The sequence below is a fragment of the Streptococcus caballi DSM 19004 genome (genome assembly GCF_000379985.1).
In the GTDB taxonomy this organism is placed as follows: Bacteria; Bacillota; Bacilli; order Lactobacillales; family Streptococcaceae; genus Streptococcus; species Streptococcus caballi.
Map to the genome: position 1 here is coordinate 1 of NZ_KB904082.1, position 23,912 is coordinate 23,912.

Genomic DNA, 23,912 nt, shown 5'->3' on the forward strand with positions numbered 1-23,912 from the left:
AGCCTGTTTTAGCAATTCCTGAACATATGCAATTGCTCCCTCCTTCTCATTCTTATGAGGGCGTTCAATAAAGTTTTCACGCATTAGAAAACACCTCCTTTACATACAGAAGGTGCTTTTTTACATGCTGAAAAAAGGCAAAAACTACCTTGTTGCTTGTTGCTTGTTGCTTGTTGCTTGTTGCTTGTTGCTTGTTGCTTGTTGCTTGTTGCTTGTTGCTTGTTGCTTGTTGCTTGTTGCTTGTTGCTAATGGTATCAAGTTCATAGTCTCCTTGTAAATGTTTTCAACAAGTCTATTATACCATGAACAGTTGCATAAAAAAATTTAATACATTAAAAATTAAAAAATAACCTATCAAGTCATTTTTGAAGTCATTTTGAAACACAATTTTTACGAAATTATTTCAAAAACCTTGTCTGCTCAACTCTGTTCATAGTGACTTAGCAAGTTATATATTTATATCTCAATACAGAATAAAATGAAAATGTCCTTAGCTAAGACGGTCACGCTCACGACTTAAAACGGGCATCATCTAAACATCCATTCGGAGGAATTAAATATGACAATTAAAACCAAACATAGACAGGGTGGATACTCTGTCGCAACTGCATCACAATATGTGAACCCTACAAAACCTATTCATAGTTTGAGTACGGAACTTGAACCACAACAGCTCTTTGAGGATGGAAAGCCTACTGGCGAAATCATCGCTTACAAGGCAACCTTCATTCAAGAAGGACTCGAACCGTTTCAAGTTAAGTTTGAAGACAAAATAAAGCTACCTGATTTCATGAGTTTGATTCAATTCGATAACCTTCAAGCCGTTGAAGTACGCTACAACGTTTACTTTAAAGCTGATGGTATTAAGGAGGTCAAATAATGGTATCTAAAGCAGATGCCGTCTTGCAATCATACTTGCTCCAGAGCCTTAATATGGCTCTTGGAGCCTTGATGCAAGGCGAAACAAGTTATACCAACAGTTTTAACATTGTCATTCAAGAGGACGGTTTCATCTTCATACCACGGCTTCCTTGTGCATATATTTTAGACGATGAGCTTTATAATAAAATCTTTTTGATTGCTAACGCATCACTATACCCACATTATACACTATTGAAACAGAATGCGACTTACTTCGTCCCTCTAAAAACGGATGATATTCATGTTCAACGAGGACTCTTCTTTCCGTGGAAGGTGGGAATTTCAAAACGATTGGTCATTCCTGACCTTGATAGATACACAACAAGTTTACCCAAAAATCAAATTCCAATTATGGAAAATTTTACTCTCAATCTTGATAAGGTTAATCACATGGCAATCTGTGGGAATAGTGGTTCGGGTAAGTCCTATGCTCTCACCTATTTACTGAGTGTACTCAAACATCAATCTGATTTAATTATCGTAGACCCAAAATTTGACACACCTAGTCGTTGGGCTCGTGAACATCAAATTGCAGTGCTTCACCCCGTTGAAAATCGCTCTAAATCCGACTTTGTATCAGAAATCAATGAGAAATTAAGTCAATGTCTAGAACTGATTCACAAACGTCAAGCAATCCTATACGAGAATCCACGACATGAATTCAGCCATATGACAATTGTGATTGATGAAGTTCTTGCATTATCCGAGGGAGTCAATAAGACGATTAAAGAATCGTTTTTCTCACTCTTATCTTCTATCGCACTTCTCGGACGTGCTACAAAACTTCATTTGTTACTTGTTTCACAAAGATTCGACCACACTACGATTCCCATTTCTGTTCGTGAACAACTTAATGTCCTCATCCAGATTGGCAACATTAACAAGAAGACAACACAATTTCTATTCCCTGACCTCGACCCAGAAGGTATTGTTATCCCTATTGGGCATGGAACAGGTCTGATTCAAGTGATTGATAACGAACATCCTTATCAAGTGCTTCCACTACTATGTCCAACATATTACACAAAGAAAGGAATTCTTTAATGATGAAAAAATCTTACTTCATGAGGACATTCAACCTCAATATCAATCTAATTCTAGTTTCATTTCTAGCAGGATTTATAGGATGGTCTCTGGATTTTCTATCAAATCAGTTTAAACTAAATCCTCTCAGTTTTTTTGACCTCTCCCAGTTCAATGGCTATTTAGATTTAGGAAGCAAATATTCTTATACAGCAATGTCCTTCCTTTTATTTACACTATTTGTTTCTGTAATATTTGAAATTCTGAATCGATTTCGATTTGATAGTCTATTCAACTATTTTAAGTCCGTATACTTTACATTCAAACTTCGTCAGTTTTTAACGCAACGTGAAAAATCAGAAAAAGTAACAACGATTGACAATCAGAATATAACTACCTTCAATCCCATAAATAGTAGTTTTAATCACTGTGCACATAAGAGTATCGTAGACATACGAAAAGATGATGTGACGGTTTTTGTCAAAGTCCCTAGAGACCAGCAGGGGCAAAAAATTTTGGCTGACATGACCTCTCAACTGAAAGAAGAGGTTTCGAGTCAACATCCTGACTACTACTTTTCAGCACCTAATCGGATTCGTAATAAGCTATGGTTAGTTGGTAAAAAACGATAAAAAGGGGCTATGGCTTGCGTTAAGCAGTAGCCAGATAGCCCCTTCTAGCATTTTCCAAGATAATTGGGGTTACTACGACCCCCAATTATCCTATAATCAGTAATCAGAAAGGCGTATCAAAATGACAAAAGAACAACGCTCTAGCAAGTGGACATTCCTTTTTTACAAAGAAAGTGCCCCTGCTGACTACCTTGAAGTTCTTGAAGAACTACACATCCCCTTCGTCCTGAGTCCTTGGCACGATAAGGATATTAATCGACAAACTGGGGAACTGAAAAAACCTCACAAACACGGAGCTTTCTTCTTTGATTCTCTCAAAAGTTATAAACAAGTTTCTGAGCTAATCAAGGACAAGTTGAATGGCCCTGCTCATGTAGAAATCGTACAATCACCCAAAGGACTTTTTGACTACTTCATTCATGCCGAAAATAAGGAGAAAACTCAATATGATATAGATGATATTGAAGTTGGATGTGGTTTTAATCTTGATAAATTTCTTGTAGAAAATAACTCAGATGATTTCATGCATGAAGTTGTGGATATTATTGAGCGGAATGACTTCACAGAGTTTGAAGAACTCGTCTGGTATGCACGAGCTAATCACACACCACTTCTTGGACTTATCATTGAGCGTACCTACTTTTTTGCTAAGTATTTGGATTCACGTCGATGCAATCCAATGAGAAACCAAGATAAGAAGGAGGATAATAAATGCAAGTGATTCTTCCTGATGAACAGATTCATCAGATTCAACTATTGCTATCAAACCTTATCCAAAAAGAAATTGAACAGCAAATAGAAAAAAATACTTTAAGTTGTCCCTATTTGAACAAACAACAGACTTGCGACTATTTAGGAATTTCCAACAATACTCTTGATTCATGGATTCAAAGGGGGCTTCCATCAATCAAAATTGGAAAAACAATTCGATTCCACAAAGACGCTATTGACCGCTGGCTAAACAGTAACAACTAGAAAAATCAAGATTTTTATTTTATAATGGTCATGATATTTTCTGGTTCGATATAAAGGAGAATATCATGACTATCAGTAAGACAAAAAACGGAACTTACCGCTTAAAAGTCTATATACCATTAGAAGCACGAATGCCTCTTGGTATCGTTAACAATAACTATTATGATAAGAGATTTAAAACAAGAAAAGAGGCACGACAAGCAGAGATAGACCTACTGACGAAGCTAAACCAAATTGAAGATAACGTCTTTTCGGGACTAGGAAAAGAAGATATTCTTTTCTCGGACTTCTATAATAATATTTGGTGGGAATCCTACAAAGCAGGACAAACTACATCTACTTCGAAGCCACCAAGCAGGTCAACAATTGCTAATACCAAAACATGTTTTGAAAAGCATATACTACCACTTCTTGGCAACTATACGATTCAATTTTTAAACCAAAATAAACAGGTTATTCTAAATTTGATGACGGCAAAAGCCAACGAATATGCCAACTTCAAAACTTTACGAAGTTACGTTATTTCTATTTTTGATTGGGCAGAAGAACTTGAATATATTGAAGCAAATAGAGTTGCAAAAACTTTAAGACGAATTAAGGCTGTTAAAAAAATTCAACTTGCAGAATCAAAACGTGATGAAGATTTATATTTAACTCATGAGCAACTCCAAGAATGGTTCTCAGCTTTTAAAGAAGATTTAGAAAACGATAAAATATCACTCAAAGATTACGTCCTTTTCTATCTCACTTTTTTCCTTGGAGATAGAAAATCAGAAACATATGCTCTCCAGTGGAAACATGTCGACTTTTCAAAATCTCAGATTCAGTTAATTCAGGCTTTAGATAGATATGGACAAGTAAAATCTACCAAAGGAAATAAAAAAACTATCTTTTCTATTTCTAGCGACTTGCTTCAACTTCTAACCTTATGGAAAAAACAACAAAAATATGAACTAGCAAAGTTTGGTATCATCACTAATCCAGAACAATTCATCTTCACTTACATAGATACCAGAGGAAATATCAATAAACCTTTACACTCTGACTATCTCAATAATAAGATGAAAACTATCAGAAAGCGACACCCAGAGCTTACACACGCTACACCACATAAACTACGTCATACGGGAGCAACACTCGCTAAACAGGCAGGAATGAGCTTAGAAGCTATTTCCGAAGCTCTAACACATAGCGACACAGGTACAACACAGATTTATGTCAATACTTCTAATGTAGTCCCTATGGCAGTCGGTGAATTTGCCTTAAAGTCTCTAAAACAATAAGGTTAAAATAAGGTAAACTTTGAGGTGAACTTTTTCAAAAAACATAAAAAAAGCACCCATGAGGTAAACTCTTGAGTGCTTTGAAACGTTGATATAATCGTATTGATTAACGTTTTGAGAATTGTGAAGCTTTACGAGCTTTCTTAAGACCTGGTTTTTTACGTTCAACCATACGAGCGTCACGTGTAAGAAGACCAGCGCGTTTCAATGAATCGCGGAAATCTGGATCTACTTGAAGCAATGCGCGAGCGATACCGTGACGGATAGCTCCTGATTGACCTGCGTAACCACCACCTACAACGTTAACGAAAACGTCGTATGAACCTTCAGTTGATGTAACTGCAAATGGTTGGTTGATAACAAGACGAAGGTCAGCATGTGGGATGTATTCTTCTACATCTTTTTTGTTAACTGTAATTTTACCAGTACCTGGAACTAAACGTACGCGTGCAACAGCGTTTTTACGACGACCAGTACCTGTGTATTGTGCTTGTGCCATTAATAGATGCTCCTTTCTCTCTTAGATAAGTCCTTTGATATCAAGTACTTCTGGTTGTTGTGCAGCGTGTGTATGCTCGCTACCTACGAAGACTTTCAATTTCATGCCTTGTGCACGTCCAAGAGTGTTGTGTGGAAGCATGCCTTTAACTGATTTTTCAATCAAGCGAACAGCATTTTTAGAACGAAGTTCACCAGCTGAAATTTGTTTCAAACCACCTGGATACATTGAGTGAGTGTAGTAGATTTTATCAGTTGCTTTTTTACCAGTTAATTTAACTTTTTCAGCATTGATAACGATAACGAAGTCACCTGTATCAGTGTGTGGTGTGAATGTTGGTTTGTTTTTTCCGCGAAGTACGCTAGCAACTACTGCAGAAAGACGTCCCAGTGGTACATCAGTAGCGTCTACGACATACCATTTACGTTCAACTTGGCCTGGTTTAGCCATAAATGTTGTTTTGTTCATGAGTTCTCCTATATATAGTTCGTTTTTGTTTACGGGTGGTGGGTGTTCCGTCCCACCAAAAGTTATTTGGAAGGTTCCGGGGCCTTTCAAATGGGGTAAACAATACCGTTTAATATGATACCAAAAAAAGTGGTACCAAGTCAACACTTACCTACCATCTTTTCTAAGTTTTTTAGTGATTTTTCTTCTTTTTCATAGAAAACGCTTAGCGGAATTTACGGGTATTTTCTGCTAAGTGAACTAAGTGGCGTAGAAAGTCATGCGTTTTGGCTTGGTAATCATAAGTCCTGCCTAAATCATAGATATAACCATTGATATAATCAACTTCTGTCTGGCGTCCTTTGCTCATATCTTGGTACATTGACGGATAATGCAGAGGGCTTGTTTCCGCGCTAACATACCGAATGGTTTCCCATTCTTCATCACGACTATTCAGAGGAGTAATGCCCGCTAATTCGGCAATGTCATAAGCTTCATCAATTAATTGACGTCCTAATTTTTCGGCACCCTCGTAGTCAATGAATTGTCCCATACGAATTTCAAAAAGGGTGCAAATGGTATTGATGACAGAATTGAACACAACTTTTGTGTAAAGTGTTCCTAAAAAATTATTAGTCAGATTTGGATTGAGATTTGAGGCTTCAAATTCAGTTATTATCTGCTTTTGAACATCATCGACCGGTCCTGATTGCGCGGCAATATTAATAGAACCAGCACCTGCTTTTCCAATAAAATCAACATTTCCTGCGTCTTTCAAGACCGTTCCAACCAGACAAGTTCCTGCTAAAACTTTTTCAGGCTCAAAATAGCGATTGATTTTCTCGATATGTCCCATGCCGTTCATTCCTGTGAAAACATATTGATTTTCGTAGAAGAAATGCTTGCTTCGTTCGAGTAATTGCGACAAATGCATTTGTTTATCAAAAATGATAAAAACATCTGGTTTTCCTTGGTATTCTTCTGGTGTCTGAATGCTAATTGGAATCAGATGACGATTTTTACCATCACGTGATTGATAAACACCACCTTGTTTTCTAATCGTGTCGATTTGCTCTTCCCAGGTATCAATAAAATCCACTTAAGCACCGAGGTGTTCTTTTAACAGCAGCCCAAAACGTAGTCCCATTGCACCACTTCCAAGTACAGCATAAGTCAAAGCCATGTCTTTCCCTCCTTTGATCTTTAAATTATACCACTTCATCAGTCGAATATGAAGAAAATCAGACATAGAATTTTCTTATGGCTAGCTATAAATAAAAAAGTTAGAACTTACTATTCTAACCTTTCTCTGTTATCTTGCTTCTTTTCCGATTGAAAAGACGGCTAATGTTCCTGGCCCAACATGGGCAGAAATAACTGGTCCCAGCGGCATAATAAGCACCTTAGTGATAGCTGGATTTTCCAAGAGATCAGCTTTCAATTTTTCAGCCGATTCTAGGTCATTGGCATAGGCAACAATGGCAGTGCTATGAGCGATATCTTGACTGGCATGAGCAATCATTTCTTTCATGGCTTTTTTGCGGCCACGAATTTTAGCTAGGGGAACCAGCTTGCCGTCCGCTGCCAACCAGAGCAAAGGTTTGATGTTAGCCAAACTTCCCATAAAAGCGGAAGCTTTTGACAAACGTCCACCTCTCATAAGATGATAGAGATCATCCACTAGAAAATAGGTTCGTAAACGTGGTATAACGTCAAGAATCATCGCCTTAGTTTCTGCAAGACTCTTTCCTTCATCGCGAGCCTTTACTGCCAAAATAGAGAGATAGCCCTCACCACCAGCCGCCGCTAGTGTATCAACAATCTCAATGACAGCTTCCGGAAATTCCTCCAAAACCAAGTCTCGCGCCATTACTGCACTCTGGTAAGTACCAGACAAAACTGAAGAAAACGCTAGACAAAGCACTGCCTCCCCTGCTTGGGCATAACGTCGGAAGGATTCTTGGAACTGACCGATATTGACTTGGCTAGTTGTCGGTTTACCTCCATTTTTCATGCTCTCTAGTAGCACTTTACTGGTTAGACGATTGGGGCCAGCTGTTTCATAAGTCACCCCTTCAAGTGTAATTGTCAAACCTAATATATCGACGTCATTGGCTTGAGCCCAATTTTCATCCAGGTCAGCCGTAGAATCTGTTATAATTTTAAAAGACATTCCCTTTTCTCTCGTTCATTTTGTATTTATTTTAGCAAACAAACTAGTTTGATTTTCAAATTAGTTTTGTTTATTATAACAAAAAAATCCGCACTTGGCGAATTCCCTTAAGAAAATTATAAATCATCTAATAAACCTTTAAGTTTTGAAATCTGGCTGTCATCCCACGGACGTAGTTTCGGCTTTGTCAAATCAATTTGACTAGACATCTTATCCAAGTCAGACTTGACTGTATTGACACGCTGCTCCAATTCTCTAGCAGATACACGAAGGGCTCCTTGTGCAAAAATCGTCCACTGTTCATTGAGGTCACTAGTAGCTACTTCAACTAGATTAGTAGCTGTATTGAGTTCAGCGGCCGTACGTTCAATGTAAGTGTCAGCTGTTTCATCTTCTTCAGTAAAGACCACACTAATTTTGTATTGATTATAGCGCTGACGGAGGCCTGGCACATATTGGGCATCAAAAACACAAGTGATATGAATATTCTCGAAATTGGCGTAATTATGAAGTTTACGCAGCAAAATTTCCCGGGCCTCATCTAGGCGATTAGTCTTGAAGAGGTGCTGGGTTTCCTTCCAAAAGGCAATCATATTATAGCCATCAACCAGTAAAATTTTCTTCTTCATAGGCGGTTACGGAAAACTTCATACATAAGAATAGCCGCCGCAACACTGGCATTAAGGCTTTGAACATGACCAGCCATAGGAATGGTAATCATCTCATCAACCTGCTTTTTAATATTGGCCGAAATGCCCTTGCCTTCGTTGCCGATAATGAGCGCCAGTTTCCCTGCAGTATTCCACTTGTGAGATGGAGTGCCGTTCATGTCGGTTCCAAAAACCCAAAAGCCAGCTTCTTTTAGCTTATCTAAGGTTTGACTGAGATTGGTCACTCGGGCAACAGGAACATGCTCTACTGCTCCAGTTGAGGTCTTAGCAACAACAGGTGTCACGCCAACAGCACGGTGTTTAGGAATGATGATACCAGTTACATTAGTTGCATCAGCTGTCCGCAAGATGGAGCCAAAATTATGAGGATCATTGAGACCATCTAAAATTAAAATTAGTGGATTCTCTTCCTGCTCTGCCTTTTTCAAAATAGCCTCAAATTCAGCATAGGCAAAGTCGGACACACGCAAGACAAAGCCCTGATGCACAGCAGCATTTGTCATATCACTAAGTGTTTTTTTGGGTGTCCAAGAGATAGAGACTTTCTTCTCAGCTGCCAGATCCTTGATCTTGTCTACATTTTTTCCACGCAGGTCATCCTGAATATACAGTTTATTGCCGGTGTTGGCTTGGAGTGCTTCAGTTACAGCATGGACGCCGTAGACCATATCAGTGTTCTCAGTTTGATTCATTCGTTTTTCTTTCATGATGTTATTATAGCATGAAAAGCAGAGCTTGCTTAATAAAAAAGATTTCAAGTTGACAAGATAGTATTCTAGTGGTAGAACACCATTATTCTAGCACTAGAATAAAAAGGGGGACTTATATGACCATTTCACTGACTGAACAATTGATTCTTAGTATTTTGCTTGAGGGGCCACAACACGGCTATCATATTGAGCAAGTCATCAAAGAACGCGGCATGCGCACATGGACAGAGGTTGGCTTCTCATCGATTTATTATGTTCTTGATAAATTAGAGAAGAAAGGACTGGCAACTGCTACTTCCGGCAAAGGAAAGGAGAAAAAGGAATTTCAAATCACCAAAGAAGGACTGGAGGCCTTAAAAGCAAATTCTAAGAAACTCATTAGCGAGCGCAGGCCAGCTAACGCTCACCTGATGACGGGACTGGCAACTGCCTATCTTTTAGATGACAAAGAGCTGCGCGCAGCATTTTCCAAGCGAAAGGAAAAGCTAGAGGACGATCTTGCAGATATGCAAAACAAACAAAGTAAGGAGCAGCATAAGGCTCCCATCGCCCAACAACTCTTCAGTCTTGGTCAGACACTGATAGAAGCTGAACTTGACTGGATCAAACAAGAATTACAGAAACTGGAGAACTAAAAATGGCTTTTGATTTCAAAAAGGAATTTAAAGAATTCTACCAACCTAAGACAAAACCAAGCATTATCACTATCCCTAAAATGAACTATCTAGCCGTTCGCGGAACGGGAGATCCTAATCAAGAAGACAACGCCTATAAAGAGTCTATTGAGTTACTGTATGGGGTTGCCTATACCCTAAAGATGAGCCATAAGACTGACTATAAGATAGAGGGATTTTTTGACTATGTTGTCCCGCCTCTTGAAGGTTTTTGGTGGCAGGAAGATAGGGAAGACGTTGATTATGGGCATAAAGAGCAGTTTTCTTTTATCTCAGTCATTCGTCTGCCTGATTTTGTAAGCAAAGATAATGTTGATTGGGCTATTAGTCAGGCACGCAAAAAGAAAAAACGAGATTTTTCTAAGGTAGAATTTTTCACCTATGATGAAGGCTTGTGTGCCCAATGCATGCATGTTGGCCCCTACAATGATGAACCTAAAACCGTTGAAGCCATGCATCAATTTATGGAAGAAGAAGGTTATGTTCTTGACATCACGCTTGAGCGTATGCACCATGAAATTTACCTAGGGGATGTTCGTAAAACAGCAGCAGAAAAATTAAAAACAGTCCTTCGACATCCGATTAAGAAAGTCTAACACTTAACAAAAATCAAAAATAGCAATATAACAGTCCTTATGGAAAACGAACTCACCCCCACTCAAGTTGAGGAATTAAAGCAAGCACTCAAAGACAAAAACAAGGCTCCACATCAGGTACTTATTCTTTGTTCTGAATGCCATAATTTAACAAAAGTAGCCAAATCAGTAGGATTTGTCCATCAGACAGTATAAGATTATAAAAAGACCGATTTATTTTGAAAATCGGTCTTTATGATGCTTTCAAAATTTGATGACAGTCCTAAAATCTCTTTATTCTCCAGTGAGTCTGATGCTGTGCTGAGAGACGATGTTGATTTTTACTAGGATAGATTTGCAAGATAATTAAAAAGAGAAACAAGGGATTCGTTTCTCTTCATCTGTCTACATGCAGATTTCGTTAGACATCATTCAACACTTTGAAATACTTCTTGAATGACTTTGGCAGCGTTTAAAACCCTGGCAATTCCGCAGTAATTGATATCTTGAATTAGTATTTCAATAATTTCAGCTTTGCTAACACCAGCAGTTAAGGCTGCATGGGTATGTAAGCGAATCTGATCTTCACAGCCTCCCATAGCTAATAAGATTGAGATGGCAATCCGTTCGCGTTCTCTAAGAGAAAGTCCTGTTCTGGCGTAAACATCGCCGAACAATTCAATCACTAGGTCAGCTAAGTCAGGCGACAGTTGATCCATTTGTTCTTTTAACCGTCTGCCTAAGCTACCCTCGATTTCTTCTAATTTAGCAAGTCCGATATCAAATCGTGATGATGTCATAGTCTGTCCTCTTTTCACTTTTTTCACAATTTCTTATGATATACTAAGTGTAAAACTTAAAGCGAGGTTTAAGTCAAGAAAAAAATGAAAATTAATGAATTTGCTAAAAAAACAGGGATTTCAGCTTCGACACTACGTTATTATGAACAAAAAGGCTTTTTAAAAGTGAAACGTATCAATGGTATACGTGACTTTGAAGAAAAAGACCTTGAATACGCTGCCTTTATTAAACGGTTAAAAGATATGGGGATGCCCCTAGCGCAAATTAAAGAGTATGCAGATCTCCGTTATCAAGGGGAGAAAACCGCTCCCGAACGCCTAAAGATACTTGAGGGCCATCTCCTGTTCTTGCAGAAACAGCTATCCCAATACCAGACATATATTGAGAAATTAGACGAAAAAACTGCACTCTATCGTTCTCATATCACATCATCGCAGCAGGATAATGAATTCCTATGAATATTTAACTCTCCACTGTCTCAATACACCAATCAATCAACTCTTCTAAGCGCTCAACTTGATTAGTCATGTGAAGATAGCCCATGACCGCCTCAAAACCCGTTGACATCTTGTAGGTGACGACATCGGTATTTTTAGCCTTAGTATGGCTGTTGGCATTGCGGCCACGACGGTAGATATCTTCTTCTTTTTCGGTCAATAGCTGCGCTTCCAGCATTTTCGTGATGAGCATAGCCTGTGCTTTAGCAGATACATAATGCGTAGCTTTGCGGTGCAGCTGGTTGGGTTTGGTCAGTCCCTGAAAAATCAGGTATTTACGAATATAAGTGGAATAAATAGCATCACCTTCAAAGGCAAGGGCAATCCCATTGATCAGATTGACATCAACCGCCTTAGTCACGTGTCCACCTCACACCGTCCTTGGTATCAAGAAGCTTGATGCCTTGGGCTGCCAATTGGTCACGGATAGCATCTGCAGTTTCAAAATCACGCGCAGCCCGCGCTGCCTGACGTTCTTCAATCAAGGCTTCAATATCTGCATCTAAGACCTCTTCTTCAAAGACAATACCAAAGACGGCTAAAAGTTTGACAAAGGTGTCCTTAACAGTCTGATCATAGTTCCCAGAATTAATCCACTTAGCTAGGTCAAAAACAACTGTGATACCGTTAGCGGTATTGAAATCATCATCCATAGCTGTCTCAAAGTCAGCAACAAACTGAGCTAATTGGTCAGCGTCAGCAACTCCTCCCACTGGTAGAGTGTAGGTATTTTTCAAATACTTGAGATTGACTTCTGCATCGTGCACCGCTTTTTCAGTAAAATTGACCGGTTTGCGGTATTGTTGAGTGGCTAGGAAAAAACGAAGCACTTGCCCATCAACGGTTTTCAGCATATCATGAACAGTCACGAAATTGCCAAGGGATTTAGACATTTTTTCATTGTCCACATTAACGAAACCGTTGTGCATCCAGTAATTTGCAAAAGTCTTACCTGTTTTAGCTTCAGATTGGGCGATTTCGTTGGTGTGGTGTGGAAATTCCAAATCGGCCCCCCCACCGTGAATGTCAATGGTATCACCGAGAATTTCCGTTGCCATAACCGAACATTCAATATGCCAGCCGGGGCGTCCTTGACCCCAAGGACTTGACCAAGAGACTTCGCCTGGCTTAGCAGACTTCCAGAGAGCAAAATCAAGCGGATTTTCCTTGATATCGCCTTCGCCGTCCACACGACCGCTAGCACCCACTTCAAGGTCTGCTAGAGTTTTGTTGGCTAACTTGGCATAATTGTCTGACTTAGCAACACGGAAATAGACATCGCCGTCTGCTTCATAAGCGAAGCCTTTGTCCACCAAAACCTGCACAAAATCAATAATTTCATCCATATAATCAATGACACGTGGATTTTTAGTCGCAGGCTTAACCCCAAGCTGCTTAACATCTTCCATAAAAGCTGCAATGAACTTGTCTGAGAAAGACTTGGTGTCCATGCCAGCTTCAGCCGCACCTTTGATGATTTTATCGTCAACATCCGTAAAATTGGAAATATAATTCACCTTGTAGCCTCGGTATTCAAAGTAGCGACGAATGGTATCAAAAGCCACCACGCTGCGGGCATTCCCAATGTGAATATAGTTATAAACCGTTGGTCCGCAGACATACATGTTGACCGTATTATCATGAATCGGCACAAAATCACGCAGACTGCGAGTCATGGTATCATAAATTTTAATCATGTTGTTTTACTTCTTTCGATAGTTTAAATAGATGCGAACACTCCAAATCAGAGCGATAACTAACCACCCCCAACCTGATAATGGGTGTCCGTCTAAAAAATGCCAGACACTTAAAACCAGACTTAAGGTAGCCGTCAGTAAACGAATCACCTCTTGTTTGAAAAATGATTTCATTTTTTTGCACTCTTAGAGGTCAACAATGTATAGAGACGGTAACACCAATAAACAGCCCCTAAAGCTAGGACAACATAAGCTGCCTCCTGTCTGCCTGCTATCCATAATTGCAAAGATACCAGTAACCAAACCAGTGTTAGCGTCACTTGGGTCACAATCAATAAATAATTTTTCATCTGAATCAGCCTTTACCACAGTTTAGAGGAGTAACTCGCTCTTATCAATTAGCCTTATTATACCATAAAGCCCTCCTCACACCAAATAAGGCTAATCTCAACTCAAGTAAATTAACTTACTACTTTCATTTTATCCCTTGACTGATCTTGCAAGACACACTTACTTCTATCGCTGAGATTAACCACCTAATTCTCCAAACCATTCGCTATCGTCATGGCAATATCAAAGAATGTCATGACATCTGCTGTGCGCTCCTCATGGCGTGTGTCCCACTCATGATTGTGGTGATCTACATAGTCAGCCGTGTAGAAGAACTGATAGACTTTAGCTCGTCTGAACTGAGCCCAAGCCATGATAGCCGATGCTTCCATGTCCACCACAGTCGCACCTGCTGCCAAACGCCGCTTAACCTTATCAGCCGTTTCACGATAAAAAGCATCTGTCGTCCAAGATTTTGTTCGGACGTGCTCAATCCCTGCCTTGTTCAAGGCTTTTTCCATGGTCGATAACAGAGCTTCATCATAACTAATCTCATCGCTAGCTAGGGCATAATGGTAGCTAACTCCCTCATCCCGCAGAGCTGTCGCTGGTAAAATAATCTTATCTGCCTGGATAGATTTATCCAATACTCCACAAGACCCCAAGACGATAAAATTTTTAAAACCTATGGCTTTAAGCTCCTCCAACTGTCCAACAGCCATGGGAGCGCCAATCGTTGCAATCATAACAGCGACCTTTTGCTTATTCTTTTCATAAATATACCAAGGATGTTTCCCGTTGAGGCTGGACAGATGACCTCCCTCATAAACACCCCGTAGCCATTTAATACGATTAACAATTTCTCCGTTAAAAGAAAAAATCATAGTATCGCAGACCTCACCAAGTCCAGAGATCCCGTCATCATGAGGTTCAATAACCGCCTTTATATCTTCAAATTCCTCCAACAACATAGCTTACTCCTGACACTTCAAATAAACAACCTGCGTCTGCTTCATAAAACCAATCTTTTCGTAGAGTTTCTTGGCGCCAACATTAGCATCTTCAACCGCAATCTGAAAAGATTTGTCATTTACCTTGATTAGATCATTGACGATAGTCTTAACCAAGTAGCTTCCCAGGCCTTGCTCTCGTAGATTTTCATACACAGCCAGTCCATAGAGATAATTATTAGCTGAACTGAGATCAATCGTACAAGAGGCGACCACTTGTTCACCTTTAAGTAAAATGTAGAGGCGACTGTCATCATTTTCTAGAGCTTGACGCGCATATCGCAAGGGAATTTCCAGACCTTCATCTTCTTCATGAAAAGCTTGAGCTTGTAATTCTGCGATCGCTTCTAAGTGACTAACTTCAGCTAAACACACACTCACATCTGTTCGCTCACTAAACTGATATGGCTCTTGATTTCTCCCCATCCAAGTCTCAGTATCAGGACTTTCGACCAAGCCTAAATTAGCTGCAAAATCAGGATTTTTCTTCAAAAAGACACGCTCGGTTTGAAAAGTAACCGAGGAAATAGGATAAGACTTGGTCTTCTCCTGAAACTCTGTATAGAGCTGACACCCGATACCTTGTCTGCGATAATTAGGGTGTACTAAGATAGCAAGTTCAGCCCCACCATCATCTGCATAAACTGTCAGCAGCCCCAATAGATTTTCTCCCTCATAATAAAGAAAAAAAGCTGGCATGTTTAAGTCAAAATTCAGCCCATTAGACAAATAGGGCTCGCGGTGGCTGCCATCATATTCTTGACAGTCCCAGATAAGTTTTTTTGCCGCCGCTAACTCTTGAGCATTTAACTGATTACTGGATTTAATCACTGATTTCTCCCCACCTGTTTTAAATTAAAACTTATTTTACCAGAAAATTTAATAGAAAAAAAGCCTACCATCCCAGATGATAGTAGGACTTTTTATAGATGTGACGAATGTAAGCTGGCATCACGCAGTTCTTCTAATTTAGACGTGTAATACTTGGTATCGCGCTCTTCTTCGATTTGGTGAATGACCAGATCATCCTTTTTACCATGAACACGGACAACTTTGGCAGGAATCCCCACAACCGTCACTTCTGGTGGAACATCTGCAACCACAACTGCAGCTGCTCCCACTTTGGCATTTTTCCCAATCTCAATAGGACCAATGACCTGGGCATGAGCAGATACTAAGGCTCCCTCGCGAACGGTCGGATGGCGTTTACCAACATCTTTTCCTGTTCCTCCAAGAGTCACGCCGTGGTAAAGCATGACGCCTTTTTCAACAACTGCCGTCTCACCGATAACCAAACCCGAACCATGGTCAATAAAGACCCCTCCCGCAATCTGGGCACCTGGATGGATTTCAATCTGTGTCCAAAAGCGCCAAAACTGACTGTGCATGCGCGCCAACAGTCTAAAACCATGACACCATAAGAAATGCGAAATACGGTGGGCTGCCAGAGCCTTTAACCCAGGATAGGTCAGAAGAACCTCCAGAGAACTACGAGCCGCTGGATCGTTCTTTTTGACAATATCAATGCTTTCTTTCCACCACCCCATAGTTACTCCTTTCTCAAAATTTATTCTTCCACATCAATTTCTGACCAGTCTAACAAAATCTGTTGGTCATCAAATGGGTTGATAACAATACCAAACGTCTCATCAAGGTCATTTTCACCATTGCGTGGTTTGTAAATATCATCAATCTTCCAAAGCAGGATGACACCTTGCGCCTGCCTAAAAGGCGTTCCAAAATCGTCATGATTGTACCATTTAGCAAAACTTTGCAGATTTGAAAAGACCGGCACATAAGATTTTCCTTCAGGTGTTGACATCGTTGGAAAAATACGGTCAAAATCCTTATCTGTCCTCAAGTGGACGAAAGCAGGCACTAAGTAGAACTTATCCATAGTATCCGCAGCTATATTTTCATCCCCCATCAAGGCATTCAAGATGTTGGTATAATTATTCAAAAATTGGATCATATCACTGCTTTTAAAAATTGTTGAGTTGCCAAAGTCACCTGTTTTTTTCAGATTATAAACAATCCCTGACAAGCCTTGATTAATGACTTCTTCTAAAACCACCAAGCTAGAACGCTCCACCCAATTTTGGTCATTAGCACTAGCTTGTTCCTTTTTAAAAGCATCAAGATCAGCCAAGTCTGTAAAGACTGGGGTCACTTCTTGGTCATCTACCACGATAGCATAAGGTTGGTCGCTAGCCCAAACAGGATAATTATGCAGGGCGTTAACCAAGCCAACACTGTCTAAAAAGTTATCTGGTGCATTGATGAAGGCACGCAGGCGCATATCTAATTCATTACTACTAGTCATGTTTTTCTACCTTATCTTTTTTGTCATGTTTGTGACCATGATGTTTATGCGATTTGTGATCATCGTCTGATTTTTCAGCTTTTGGCGGACGTGGCAATAGAGCCTTGATTGAGGCATCCACACGACCTTTATCGTCAATCTTGATAACCTTGACATCCACTTCGTCACCGATTTCTAACACGTCGGCAACATTAGCTATGCGGGTCCAAGCAATTTCTGAAATATGGACCAAAGCATCTGTCTTATCAAAGAGGTTAACAAAAGCACCGAATTTTTCAAGGCGAACCACCTTGGCATGGTAAACTTCACCAACTTTGGCTTCACGAACCAGACCAGCAATGATTTCTTTTGTGCGATTGATAGCCTCTTGATCAGATGAATAGATAGACACATTACCTTCTTCGTCGATGTCAATCTTAACACCAGTTTCATCGATAATCTTATCAATGGTTTCGCCACCTTTACCGATAACCACCTTGATTTTTTCCACATCAATCTTGATAGTATCAATCTTGGGTGCAGTAGGTGCCAATTCAGGACGCGGCGCAGGGATAGTCGCTTCAATCAGATCAAGGATTTCAAAACGAGCTTTCTTAGCTTGGGCAAGAGCTTCTTCTAAAATCTGCGGTGTGATTCCTTCAATCTTGATGTCCATTTGCAAAGCTGTAATCCCTTCGCGAGTACCAGCTACCTTGAAGTCCATATCACCAAAGTGGTCTTCTAGGCCTTGAATATCCGTTAAGACAGTGTAGTTTGTCCCATCTGAAATAAGTCCCATAGCAATCCCAGCCACTGGTGCCTTGATTGGCACACCACCAGCCATAAGGGCAAGCGTACCCGCACAGATAGAAGCTTGTGATGATGAACCATTTGATTCTAAAACTTCCGCAACCAAACGGATAGCGTATGGGAATTCTTCTAAGCTTGGCAAAACTTGCGCCAAAGCTCGCTCACCAAGCGCACCGTGACCAATTTCGCGACGTCCTGGTGCCCCATAACGACCTGTTTCTCCAACTGAGTACTGTGGAAAGTTGTAGTGGTGCAAAAAGCGTTTCTTGTACTCTGGGTCAAGTCCGTCAATAATTTGCGTTTCACCCATTGGCGCCAAGGTCAAGACTGATAAGGCTTGAGTTTGACCACGTGTAAAGAGGCCTGATCCATGTACTTTTGGTAAGAAATCAATTTCAGCATCCAATGGACGGATTTCATCAACCTTACGACCATCAGGACGAACCTTGTCCTCTGTAATCAAGCGACGAACTTCAGCGTGTTCCATTTGTTCTAGGATTTCAGCCACGTCACGCATGATGCGGTCGTGTTCTTCATCTTCGGCATAGCGTTCTTCGTACTCGGTAGTCACACGCTCTTTAACAGCTTCGGTTGCCGCTTCACGCGCTTTCTTTTCCTCAACTTGAACAGCAGCTTGCAGATCCGTGTTATAAGCGGCGATAATTTCAGCTTGGAGATCTGGATCCACCTGTAAAAGTTCCACTTCCGCCTTTTCCTTGCCGACTGTGGCTATAATCTCCTCTTGGAAAACGATGAGTTCTTGAATCGCTTCATGACCTTTGAGTAGAGCCTGCAACATGATGTCTTCCGACAATTCCTTAGCTCCTGACTCCACCATGTTAATGGCTTCTTTAGTACCTGCTACGGTTAATTCTAACAATGAAGCTTCTTTTTGCGCAGCTGTTGGGTTGATGATATACTCTCCATCAATGTAGGCTACTTGCACCCCAGCAATTGGACCGTTAAACGGAATGTCTGAGATGGATAAAGCAAGCGAGCTGCCAAACATAGCTGCCATTGGCGCGCTAGCATTTTCATCATAAGAAAGAACAGTATTGATGACCTGAACTTCATTGCGAAAACCTTCCGCAAACATTGGACGGATTGGACGGTCAATGAGGCGTGCTGTCAAGGTTGCATCTGTTGATGGACGCCCTTCACGCTTGTTAAAACCGCCTGGGAATTTTCCAGCTGCGTACATTTTTTCTTCATAATTGACTTGAAGTGGGAAGAAATCCCCTGTTGACATTTTCTTAGACATAACAGCTGCGGTGAGAACGGTTGACTCACCGTAGCGGATAACCGCTGCACCATTGGCTTGTTTTGCTACCTGACCAATCTCAACTACCAATGGTTTACCTGCAAAGGTCATTTCAAAGGTTTGCTTTGTCATTTCAGACTCCTCTAAAAACATAATATTGACACGCCTGTTTTCTACAAAGACCAATTAGCAAGCTTTTGCAAACTCGTCTTTGCATAAAACTACGTATCTTCACTATTTTAACATATTTTATAGAAAATAGCAGAACTGTGAACGTAGTATTCTAGGAAAATGAGGTAGAAAAAACGACCTTTGCTCAGGTCGTTCGGTTTCAGGCATATTTTGAATATGGGCTTGCAATTCTTGATAGCCCAGTCAAAAACCTTCTTCTTAAAAAGCTGATAGCGGTAAAATTCTCAATTGAGTCCTTAACTTGCTTGTGGCTTTGAGGTTGGTCTGAGAGATCCAGCCTTGTCGTCAGCTTCTTTTCAGCTACAGTCAGCAAGTTCTGCAATTTTTCAAAATTAACCTAAAAAACCTTCAACAAGTCGTTTTTATCTGTAGACCTAGATATCAAATCACTATTTTCTTCCAAATAATAAGTCAACCACTGCTATAACAATAATAGCTCCAAGGACCGATGGCAAAAGTGCCATACCAGCTAGACTTGGGCCCCAGTAACCAAATAAACTTTGTCCGATAGCTGAACCTACTAACCCTGCAAAAATGTTAAAAATACACCCCTGAGACTCACTGCGATTAGTAATCGCGCCAGCAACTGCACCAATCAAAGCGCCTATAATTAGTGACCAAATCATATGATATCCTCCATACATTTTCTTGTAGTATAACATAAAACCGTTAGAAACAAGACTATTAAACATTTGGAAAATAAAAAACCGTCTCATCTCGGACGGTTTTTTATCAGCCAATTTGCTAAATTGTGCTCACTTAAATTAACGACGAAGTCCAAGTGAAGCAATCAACTCGCGGTAACGGTTAACGTCTGTACGGCGAAGATAAGCCAAGAGGTTACGGCGATGACCGATTTTTTTCATCAAGCCACGATAAGTAGCGTGGTCTTTTTTATGTTGTTTGATGTGGTCGTTGAGGTGGTTGATTTCCCAAGTAAGGACAGCAACTTGCACTTCTACTGAACCAGTGTCACCTTCGTGACGTGCGTATTGAGCAATGATTTCATTTTTTTTCTCTTTTGAGATTGCCATAATATATTCTCCTTCTGAATCCTTAATCCGAGTGCTGGGTTTTGGCGAATCCCAGAACCAAGAAAAGGTTACTTGTCTTTACGACACTTCTATTCTATCAGACGTGAACTAGGTTTGTCAAAGATTTTTCTTTGGAAATAGTAGAGCAACAAAACAGACCCGCACCTGGCAGGCCTGTTTCAAATAATATTAGAACATATCAATCAAGAGTTGTTTGAGTTCTGCAATGTAAGGTTGACGTGGGTTAGCTGGTGTACATTGATCGTCGTAGGCTAAGCTTGCTAAGCGGTCAACAGCTGCATCAAAGGCTTCTTTTGTGACACCATTTGCAGAGAGTTTTGGTTCGACACCGACAGCATGCATCAATTTGTCAATGCGTGCGCAGAGCGCTTCAACCAATTCAGCATCGTCCTTGCCTTTAAGGCCGAGGTGACGAGCGATATCTGCATAGTCACGCTGTGCACGGTATTCTTCGTAACGTGGGTAAACGGAGCGTTTTACATTGCCTGTCACACCGTTGTAACGAATGACGTGTTGCATCGCAATTGAAATGGCAAGACCATGTGGTAATCCGAATTCACCACCAGTTTTGTGAGCCAGTGAGTGGTTGATGCCAAGGAAGGCATTACCAAAGGCCATACCTGCAATAGTTGATGCATAGTGCATGTTTTCTTTAGCTTGTTCACCGCGAAGAGTTGGGTTCTTAGGATCATAGTTATATGCATCTTCCAAGTTTTCAATGATCAATTTAATCGCTTCAAGTGACCATGGGCGTGTGAAATCAGATGCCATAACAGATACGTAAGATTCAAGAGCGTGTGACAAAGCATCAAGTCCTGACCAAGCTGCTGTACGTTTTGGTACAGTCATAACAAATTCTGGGTCAACGATAGCAACTTGTGGCACCAATTCATAGTCAGCAAGAGGGTATTTCACGTGTGTGAAGTCGTCTGTGATAACGGCAAATGGTGTTACTTCGGCACCTGTACCAGAAGTTGTTGGGATACAGAAGAGACGTGTCGCTGTTTGGTGCTTGAATTTGACAATACGTTTGCGGATATCGATGAATTTTTGTTGCAATTCAAGGAAGAATTCGCTGACGTTTTCGTAAGAATCAAGCCAAGTATCTTCTTTATCAAGAGATACTTCATAAATGAGACGAGCAATCTTAGACGCGTCGATGGCAGAACCACCACCGATAGCAATGACTGTATCAGGTTTGAAGTCGCGCATTTGTTTAGCAATTTCAATGGTTTGACCAAGTGTTGGGTCAGGTTTGATAGTACCATAAAGTGAGGTCACAACTTTTTCATCACGAAGAGCCAATTGTGCGTAAACAGTATCAACGAAGCCAAATTGAACCATACCTGGGTCAGCAACGATGAGAGCACGTTTCATTGGTTCATACTCATCTTGCAAGTAAGAAATAGCATTTTTTTCGTAGTAAGTTTTTTCTGGCAAACGCACCCATTGAGGACGGTTACGGCGTTTCGCAACAGTTTTCACGTTCAAGAGGTCGCCAGTAGATAAATTGTGTGACAATGAATTTTTCCCCCATGATCCTGTTCCAAGTGTTAAGCTGGCTTGCAATGCATCTGTATAAACATCACCAATACCGCCGACTGAGTCTGGTTGGTTAACCAAGATACGAGATGACTTAAGCGCATCACCGTATTCAGCAACGAATGGATCAGCTTGTGAACCGATTTGGATAGCACAGTTGTGACCAGCACCTTGATAATCAAGCAAAGCGGCCACAATTTCAATACCCTCTTTGCGGTCTTTAGCTTTGTAAACTGAAAGGAGTGGAGAAAGTTTTTCTGAAGATAATTTTTCGCCGATATTTTTCTTGTCAAGTTCAAACAAGAGAACATCTTTTCCTTCTGGCAGTTTTACCCCAGCTTGTTCGCAAATCCACTGTGCTGACATACCAGCCACTGGCCCATTAACACCGTGGTGATCATTGAAGACGAAGTCTTCCAATTTCTTGTAATCTTTTTTAGGAACGAGATAAGCACCTTTAGCTTGCATTTTTTCAAGCCATTCTTTGTAGATTGGCGCTTCTACAATTGCTGAGTTTTCAGTCGCACAAATCATTCCGTTATCAAAGCGTTTTGATAAAAGAAGATCTTCAACAGCACGATCAAGGTGAGCAGTTGCATCCACGTAAACAGCACCGTTACCAGCACCCACACCCATAGATGGATTACCAGATTTAAGGGCTGCGTTAACCATACCAGGACCACCTGTAGCAAGGATGGAAGCGATGTTCTTATTTGAAATCAAGGCGCTTGTATTCGCGATAGATGGTGTTTCAATCCATTGAACAATATTTTCAGGAGCACCAGCTTTAACGGCTGCGTCATACAAGATTTGGGCTGCATGAGCAGAACATTTTTGAGCCGCTGGGTGGAAAGCAAATACAATGGCATTACGTGTTTTCAAAGCTACTAAGATTTTAAACATAGTAGTTGATGTTGGGTTTGTTGTTGGCACAATACCTGCTAAGACACCAAGAGGAGCTGCAATTTTGATGCTGCCAGAAACCTTGTCTTCACCAATAATACCTACTGTCTTTTCATTTTTAATACGTTCGTAAACATATTCGGTCGCAAAGTGGTTCTTAGTATCTTTATCTTCGACGATGCCACGACCAGTTTCAGCATGAGCTTCTTTTGCGAGTTCCAATGAAGCTTCAGATCCTGCCAAGGCCATTGCTGCGACAATCTTGTCAACTTGTTCTTGTGTGTAAGTTGCGTACACCTTCTCAGCTTCAACTGCTTTATCTACCAGAGAGCTTGTGTATTGCTGCGCTAATTCTTCAGTAGTAAGTGTTTCCGCTTTTGCTTCTTTTGCCATTTAAAAATCCTCCTACATGAGTGCTTCTTAGAAAAGTGTTAAGAAGAATCCTAGTGTTTTAAATTAAATTTAAGATTGAGTTGGTGAAAGGTTGCTAACTTAATCAAACAACCATAGAATCAACCAAGGTTAAAATAATTTAGATCACCTTTGTTTGTGATATTCTTCACTAATTATAATACCTCTATTCATCCTAAATGTCAAGGATTTTTTGTAAGAGTTTTCATTTTTTTCTTAGCGCCCCACTTGTCAAGTCAAGTGCAACAAGTTCATTGATAACTAGAGTTCCAGAGGTTAAGCTGTTTGGGCTAGCCCAAACAAAATATTTGCGGTTTTATACTTGTGAAGTCGTCTAGGTCTGTCATTGATAGCAGAGACGTAGTGATTGAGTTCTTCTGTCGTTAGTGAGTTGAGAGAGACACCTTTTGGGAGAAACTCTCTCAAGAGACCATTGAAATTTTCATTTGTTCCTCTTTCATGAGAAGCATAAGGGTGGGCAAAATAGACTTCCACACCCTTTAAGTCTGACAAGCTA

The 23,912-nt window shown here is 40.4% G+C and carries 28 protein-coding genes and 1 pseudogene; 9 read left to right on the forward strand and 20 right to left on the reverse strand.

Annotated elements, in window-relative coordinates:
• Positions 1-76 precede the first annotated feature (76 nt).
• Positions 77-265 (reverse strand): hypothetical protein, encoded by a 189-nt coding sequence (locus A3GS_RS11595; protein WP_018364571.1) that lies wholly within the window; start codon positions 263-265, stop codon positions 77-79.
• Positions 266-560: 295 nt separating this feature from the next.
• Here A3GS_RS11595 and A3GS_RS0106255 point away from each other — a divergent pair, with 295 nt between their 5' ends.
• From A3GS_RS0106255 to A3GS_RS0106280, 6 genes are all read left to right on the forward strand, one after another.
• Positions 561-881: a hypothetical protein gene (locus tag A3GS_RS0106255; RefSeq protein WP_018364572.1), complete on the forward strand. Its 321-nt coding sequence runs from the start codon at positions 561-563 to the stop codon at positions 879-881.
• The gene (locus tag A3GS_RS0106260; RefSeq protein ID WP_018364573.1) at positions 881-1,966 is read left to right on the forward strand and encodes an AAA family ATPase; all 1,086 of its coding nucleotides are present in this window, start codon (positions 881-883) and stop codon (positions 1,964-1,966) included. The genes A3GS_RS0106255 and A3GS_RS0106260 overlap by 1 nt, the downstream gene beginning before the upstream one ends.
• Positions 1,966-2,577 carry a hypothetical protein gene (locus A3GS_RS0106265; RefSeq protein ID WP_018364574.1) on the forward strand — a complete coding sequence of 204 codons (612 nt, stop codon included), beginning with the start codon at positions 1,966-1,968 and terminating at the stop codon, positions 2,575-2,577. The genes A3GS_RS0106260 and A3GS_RS0106265 overlap by 1 nt, the downstream gene beginning before the upstream one ends.
• Positions 2,578-2,698: 121 nt before the next feature.
• Entirely contained in the window at positions 2,699-3,298 is a 600-nt protein-coding gene (locus A3GS_RS0106270) for a replication protein (protein WP_018364575.1), read from the forward strand.
• Entirely contained in the window at positions 3,289-3,552 is a 264-nt protein-coding gene (locus A3GS_RS0106275) for a helix-turn-helix domain-containing protein (protein WP_018364576.1), read from the forward strand. The genes A3GS_RS0106270 and A3GS_RS0106275 overlap by 10 nt, the downstream gene beginning before the upstream one ends.
• Positions 3,553-3,617: 65 nt before the next feature.
• Positions 3,618-4,835 (forward strand): site-specific integrase, encoded by a 1,218-nt coding sequence (locus tag A3GS_RS0106280; protein WP_018364577.1) that lies wholly within the window; start codon positions 3,618-3,620, stop codon positions 4,833-4,835.
• A 106-nt stretch (positions 4,836-4,941) separates the two neighbouring features.
• Here A3GS_RS0106280 and rpsI read toward each other — a convergent pair whose 3' ends face one another.
• From rpsI to rlmB, 6 genes and pseudogenes are all read right to left on the reverse strand, one after another.
• Positions 4,942-5,334: a 30S ribosomal protein S9 gene (rpsI, locus tag A3GS_RS0106285; RefSeq protein WP_003063193.1), complete on the reverse strand. Its 393-nt coding sequence runs from the start codon at positions 5,332-5,334 to the stop codon at positions 4,942-4,944.
• A gap of 21 nt (positions 5,335-5,355) precedes the next feature.
• Complete coding sequence (gene rplM, locus A3GS_RS0106290; protein ID WP_003063191.1) at positions 5,356-5,802, reverse strand: 50S ribosomal protein L13; 447 nt, start codon at positions 5,800-5,802, stop codon at positions 5,356-5,358.
• 205 nt (positions 5,803-6,007) lie between these two features.
• A pseudogene (locus A3GS_RS0106295) lies at positions 6,008-6,964 on the reverse strand (ketopantoate reductase family protein).
• A 129-nt stretch (positions 6,965-7,093) separates the two neighbouring features.
• On the reverse strand, positions 7,094-7,954 hold the full coding sequence (locus tag A3GS_RS0106305) for a DegV family protein (protein WP_018364579.1): 861 nt from the start codon (positions 7,952-7,954) through the stop codon (positions 7,094-7,096).
• A 116-nt stretch (positions 7,955-8,070) separates the two neighbouring features.
• A complete protein-coding gene (locus tag A3GS_RS0106310; protein ID WP_018364580.1) occupies positions 8,071-8,583 on the reverse strand; it encodes an NYN domain-containing protein in 513 nt (170 codons plus the stop codon).
• On the reverse strand, positions 8,580-9,317 hold the full coding sequence (gene rlmB / locus A3GS_RS0106315; RefSeq protein WP_018364581.1) for a 23S rRNA (guanosine(2251)-2'-O)-methyltransferase RlmB: 738 nt from the start codon (positions 9,315-9,317) through the stop codon (positions 8,580-8,582). The genes A3GS_RS0106310 and rlmB overlap by 4 nt, the downstream gene beginning before the upstream one ends.
• Positions 9,318-9,451: 134 nt before the next feature.
• Here rlmB and A3GS_RS0106320 point away from each other — a divergent pair, with 134 nt between their 5' ends.
• Both A3GS_RS0106320 and A3GS_RS0106325 read left to right on the forward strand, forming a co-directional pair.
• On the forward strand, positions 9,452-9,970 hold the full coding sequence (locus A3GS_RS0106320) for a PadR family transcriptional regulator (RefSeq protein ID WP_018364582.1): 519 nt from the start codon (positions 9,452-9,454) through the stop codon (positions 9,968-9,970).
• A gap of 2 nt (positions 9,971-9,972) precedes the next feature.
• Positions 9,973-10,605, forward strand: coding sequence for a GyrI-like domain-containing protein (locus tag A3GS_RS0106325; protein WP_018364583.1), 633 nt, complete (start codon positions 9,973-9,975; stop codon positions 10,603-10,605).
• Positions 10,606-11,012: 407 nt separating this feature from the next.
• Here the strand turns inward: A3GS_RS0106325 and A3GS_RS0106330 are convergent, their stop codons facing one another.
• Positions 11,013-11,384 carry a carboxymuconolactone decarboxylase family protein gene (locus A3GS_RS0106330; RefSeq protein WP_018364584.1) on the reverse strand — a complete coding sequence of 124 codons (372 nt, stop codon included), beginning with the start codon at positions 11,382-11,384 and terminating at the stop codon, positions 11,013-11,015.
• An 84-nt stretch (positions 11,385-11,468) separates the two neighbouring features.
• Between A3GS_RS0106330 and A3GS_RS0106335 the strand changes: the two genes are divergently transcribed.
• Entirely contained in the window at positions 11,469-11,843 is a 375-nt protein-coding gene (locus A3GS_RS0106335) for a MerR family transcriptional regulator (protein ID WP_018364585.1), read from the forward strand.
• 4 nt (positions 11,844-11,847) lie between these two features.
• On the opposite strand, the gene A3GS_RS0106340 is transcribed toward A3GS_RS0106335, so the two are convergent.
• The 12 genes from A3GS_RS0106340 to A3GS_RS0106400 all read right to left on the reverse strand — a co-directional run.
• Positions 11,848-12,243 (reverse strand): Mini-ribonuclease 3, encoded by a 396-nt coding sequence (locus A3GS_RS0106340; protein ID WP_018364586.1) that lies wholly within the window; start codon positions 12,241-12,243, stop codon positions 11,848-11,850.
• Positions 12,236-13,579: a cysteine--tRNA ligase gene (cysS, locus tag A3GS_RS0106345; RefSeq protein WP_018364587.1), complete on the reverse strand. Its 1,344-nt coding sequence runs from the start codon at positions 13,577-13,579 to the stop codon at positions 12,236-12,238. Before cysS ends, A3GS_RS0106340 begins: the two co-directional genes overlap by 8 nt.
• Before the next feature lie 6 nt (positions 13,580-13,585).
• Complete coding sequence (locus A3GS_RS12720) at positions 13,586-13,753, reverse strand: hypothetical protein (RefSeq protein ID WP_018364588.1); 168 nt, start codon at positions 13,751-13,753, stop codon at positions 13,586-13,588.
• 362 nt (positions 13,754-14,115) lie between these two features.
• Entirely contained in the window at positions 14,116-14,880 is a 765-nt protein-coding gene (locus A3GS_RS0106360; RefSeq protein ID WP_018364590.1) for a nucleoside phosphorylase, read from the reverse strand.
• Positions 14,881-14,883: 3 nt separating this feature from the next.
• Positions 14,884-15,750, reverse strand: a complete 867-nt coding sequence (locus A3GS_RS0106365) for a GNAT family N-acetyltransferase (RefSeq protein ID WP_018364591.1) — start codon at positions 15,748-15,750, stop codon at positions 14,884-14,886.
• A gap of 92 nt (positions 15,751-15,842) precedes the next feature.
• Complete coding sequence (gene cysE, locus A3GS_RS0106370; RefSeq protein ID WP_018364592.1) at positions 15,843-16,466, reverse strand: serine O-acetyltransferase; 624 nt, start codon at positions 16,464-16,466, stop codon at positions 15,843-15,845.
• Between the two features lie 20 nt (positions 16,467-16,486).
• Positions 16,487-17,242: an SseB family protein gene (locus tag A3GS_RS0106375; RefSeq protein WP_018364593.1), complete on the reverse strand. Its 756-nt coding sequence runs from the start codon at positions 17,240-17,242 to the stop codon at positions 16,487-16,489.
• A complete protein-coding gene (gene pnp, locus A3GS_RS0106380) occupies positions 17,235-19,424 on the reverse strand; it encodes a polyribonucleotide nucleotidyltransferase (RefSeq protein WP_018364594.1) in 2,190 nt (729 codons plus the stop codon). The genes A3GS_RS0106375 and pnp overlap by 8 nt, the downstream gene beginning before the upstream one ends.
• A 449-nt stretch (positions 19,425-19,873) precedes the next feature.
• The gene (locus A3GS_RS0106385) at positions 19,874-20,110 is read right to left on the reverse strand and encodes a GlsB/YeaQ/YmgE family stress response membrane protein (protein ID WP_018364595.1); all 237 of its coding nucleotides are present in this window, start codon (positions 20,108-20,110) and stop codon (positions 19,874-19,876) included.
• A gap of 138 nt (positions 20,111-20,248) precedes the next feature.
• Positions 20,249-20,518 (reverse strand): 30S ribosomal protein S15, encoded by a 270-nt coding sequence (gene rpsO / locus A3GS_RS0106390; protein ID WP_018164109.1) that lies wholly within the window; start codon positions 20,516-20,518, stop codon positions 20,249-20,251.
• 189 nt (positions 20,519-20,707) lie between these two features.
• The gene (gene adhE, locus A3GS_RS0106395; RefSeq protein ID WP_018364596.1) at positions 20,708-23,377 is read right to left on the reverse strand and encodes a bifunctional acetaldehyde-CoA/alcohol dehydrogenase; all 2,670 of its coding nucleotides are present in this window, start codon (positions 23,375-23,377) and stop codon (positions 20,708-20,710) included.
• Positions 23,378-23,671: 294 nt separating this feature from the next.
• Positions 23,672-23,912 (reverse strand): IS30 family transposase (locus tag A3GS_RS0106400; protein ID WP_018364597.1); only part of this gene is annotated, 241 nt, incomplete at its 5' end.

Bases quoted from the DNA above. Each gene is read 5' to 3' on its own strand.
- A3GS_RS0106280 (WP_018364577.1), top strand. From the start codon at position 3,618: ATGACTATCAGTAAGACAAAAAACGGAACTTACCGCTTAAAAGTCTAT.
- rpsO (WP_018164109.1), bottom strand. From the start codon at position 20,518: ATGGCAATCTCAAAAGAGAAAAAAAATGAAATCATTGCTCAATACGCA.
- A3GS_RS0106305 (WP_018364579.1), bottom strand. From the start codon at position 7,954: ATGTCTTTTAAAATTATAACAGATTCTACGGCTGACCTGGATGAAAAT.
- A3GS_RS0106330 (WP_018364584.1), bottom strand. From the start codon at position 11,384: ATGACATCATCACGATTTGATATCGGACTTGCTAAATTAGAAGAAATC.
- adhE (WP_018364596.1), bottom strand. From the start codon at position 23,377: ATGGCAAAAGAAGCAAAAGCGGAAACACTTACTACTGAAGAATTAGCG.
- cysS (WP_018364587.1), bottom strand. From the start codon at position 13,579: ATGATTAAAATTTATGATACCATGACTCGCAGTCTGCGTGATTTTGTG.
- A3GS_RS0106385 (WP_018364595.1), bottom strand. From the start codon at position 20,110: ATGATTTGGTCACTAATTATAGGCGCTTTGATTGGTGCAGTTGCTGGC.
- rpsI (WP_003063193.1), bottom strand. From the start codon at position 5,334: ATGGCACAAGCACAATACACAGGTACTGGTCGTCGTAAAAACGCTGTT.
- rplM (WP_003063191.1), bottom strand. From the start codon at position 5,802: ATGAACAAAACAACATTTATGGCTAAACCAGGCCAAGTTGAACGTAAA.
- A3GS_RS0106320 (WP_018364582.1), top strand. From the start codon at position 9,452: ATGACCATTTCACTGACTGAACAATTGATTCTTAGTATTTTGCTTGAG.
- A3GS_RS0106270 (WP_018364575.1), top strand. From the start codon at position 2,699: ATGACAAAAGAACAACGCTCTAGCAAGTGGACATTCCTTTTTTACAAA.
- A3GS_RS11595 (WP_018364571.1), bottom strand. From the start codon at position 265: ATGAACTTGATACCATTAGCAACAAGCAACAAGCAACAAGCAACAAGC.
- A3GS_RS0106310 (WP_018364580.1), bottom strand. From the start codon at position 8,583: ATGAAGAAGAAAATTTTACTGGTTGATGGCTATAATATGATTGCCTTT.
- A3GS_RS0106375 (WP_018364593.1), bottom strand. From the start codon at position 17,242: ATGACTAGTAGTAATGAATTAGATATGCGCCTGCGTGCCTTCATCAAT.
- rlmB (WP_018364581.1), bottom strand. From the start codon at position 9,317: ATGAATCAAACTGAGAACACTGATATGGTCTACGGCGTCCATGCTGTA.
- A3GS_RS0106325 (WP_018364583.1), top strand. From the start codon at position 9,973: ATGGCTTTTGATTTCAAAAAGGAATTTAAAGAATTCTACCAACCTAAG.
- A3GS_RS0106335 (WP_018364585.1), top strand. From the start codon at position 11,469: ATGAAAATTAATGAATTTGCTAAAAAAACAGGGATTTCAGCTTCGACA.
- cysE (WP_018364592.1), bottom strand. From the start codon at position 16,466: ATGGGGTGGTGGAAAGAAAGCATTGATATTGTCAAAAAGAACGATCCA.
- A3GS_RS0106275 (WP_018364576.1), top strand. From the start codon at position 3,289: ATGCAAGTGATTCTTCCTGATGAACAGATTCATCAGATTCAACTATTG.
- A3GS_RS0106260 (WP_018364573.1), top strand. From the start codon at position 881: ATGGTATCTAAAGCAGATGCCGTCTTGCAATCATACTTGCTCCAGAGC.
- A3GS_RS12720 (WP_018364588.1), bottom strand. From the start codon at position 13,753: ATGAAATCATTTTTCAAACAAGAGGTGATTCGTTTACTGACGGCTACC.
- A3GS_RS0106360 (WP_018364590.1), bottom strand. From the start codon at position 14,880: ATGTTGTTGGAGGAATTTGAAGATATAAAGGCGGTTATTGAACCTCAT.
- pnp (WP_018364594.1), bottom strand. From the start codon at position 19,424: ATGACAAAGCAAACCTTTGAAATGACCTTTGCAGGTAAACCATTGGTA.
- A3GS_RS0106265 (WP_018364574.1), top strand. From the start codon at position 1,966: ATGATGAAAAAATCTTACTTCATGAGGACATTCAACCTCAATATCAAT.
- A3GS_RS0106255 (WP_018364572.1), top strand. From the start codon at position 561: ATGACAATTAAAACCAAACATAGACAGGGTGGATACTCTGTCGCAACT.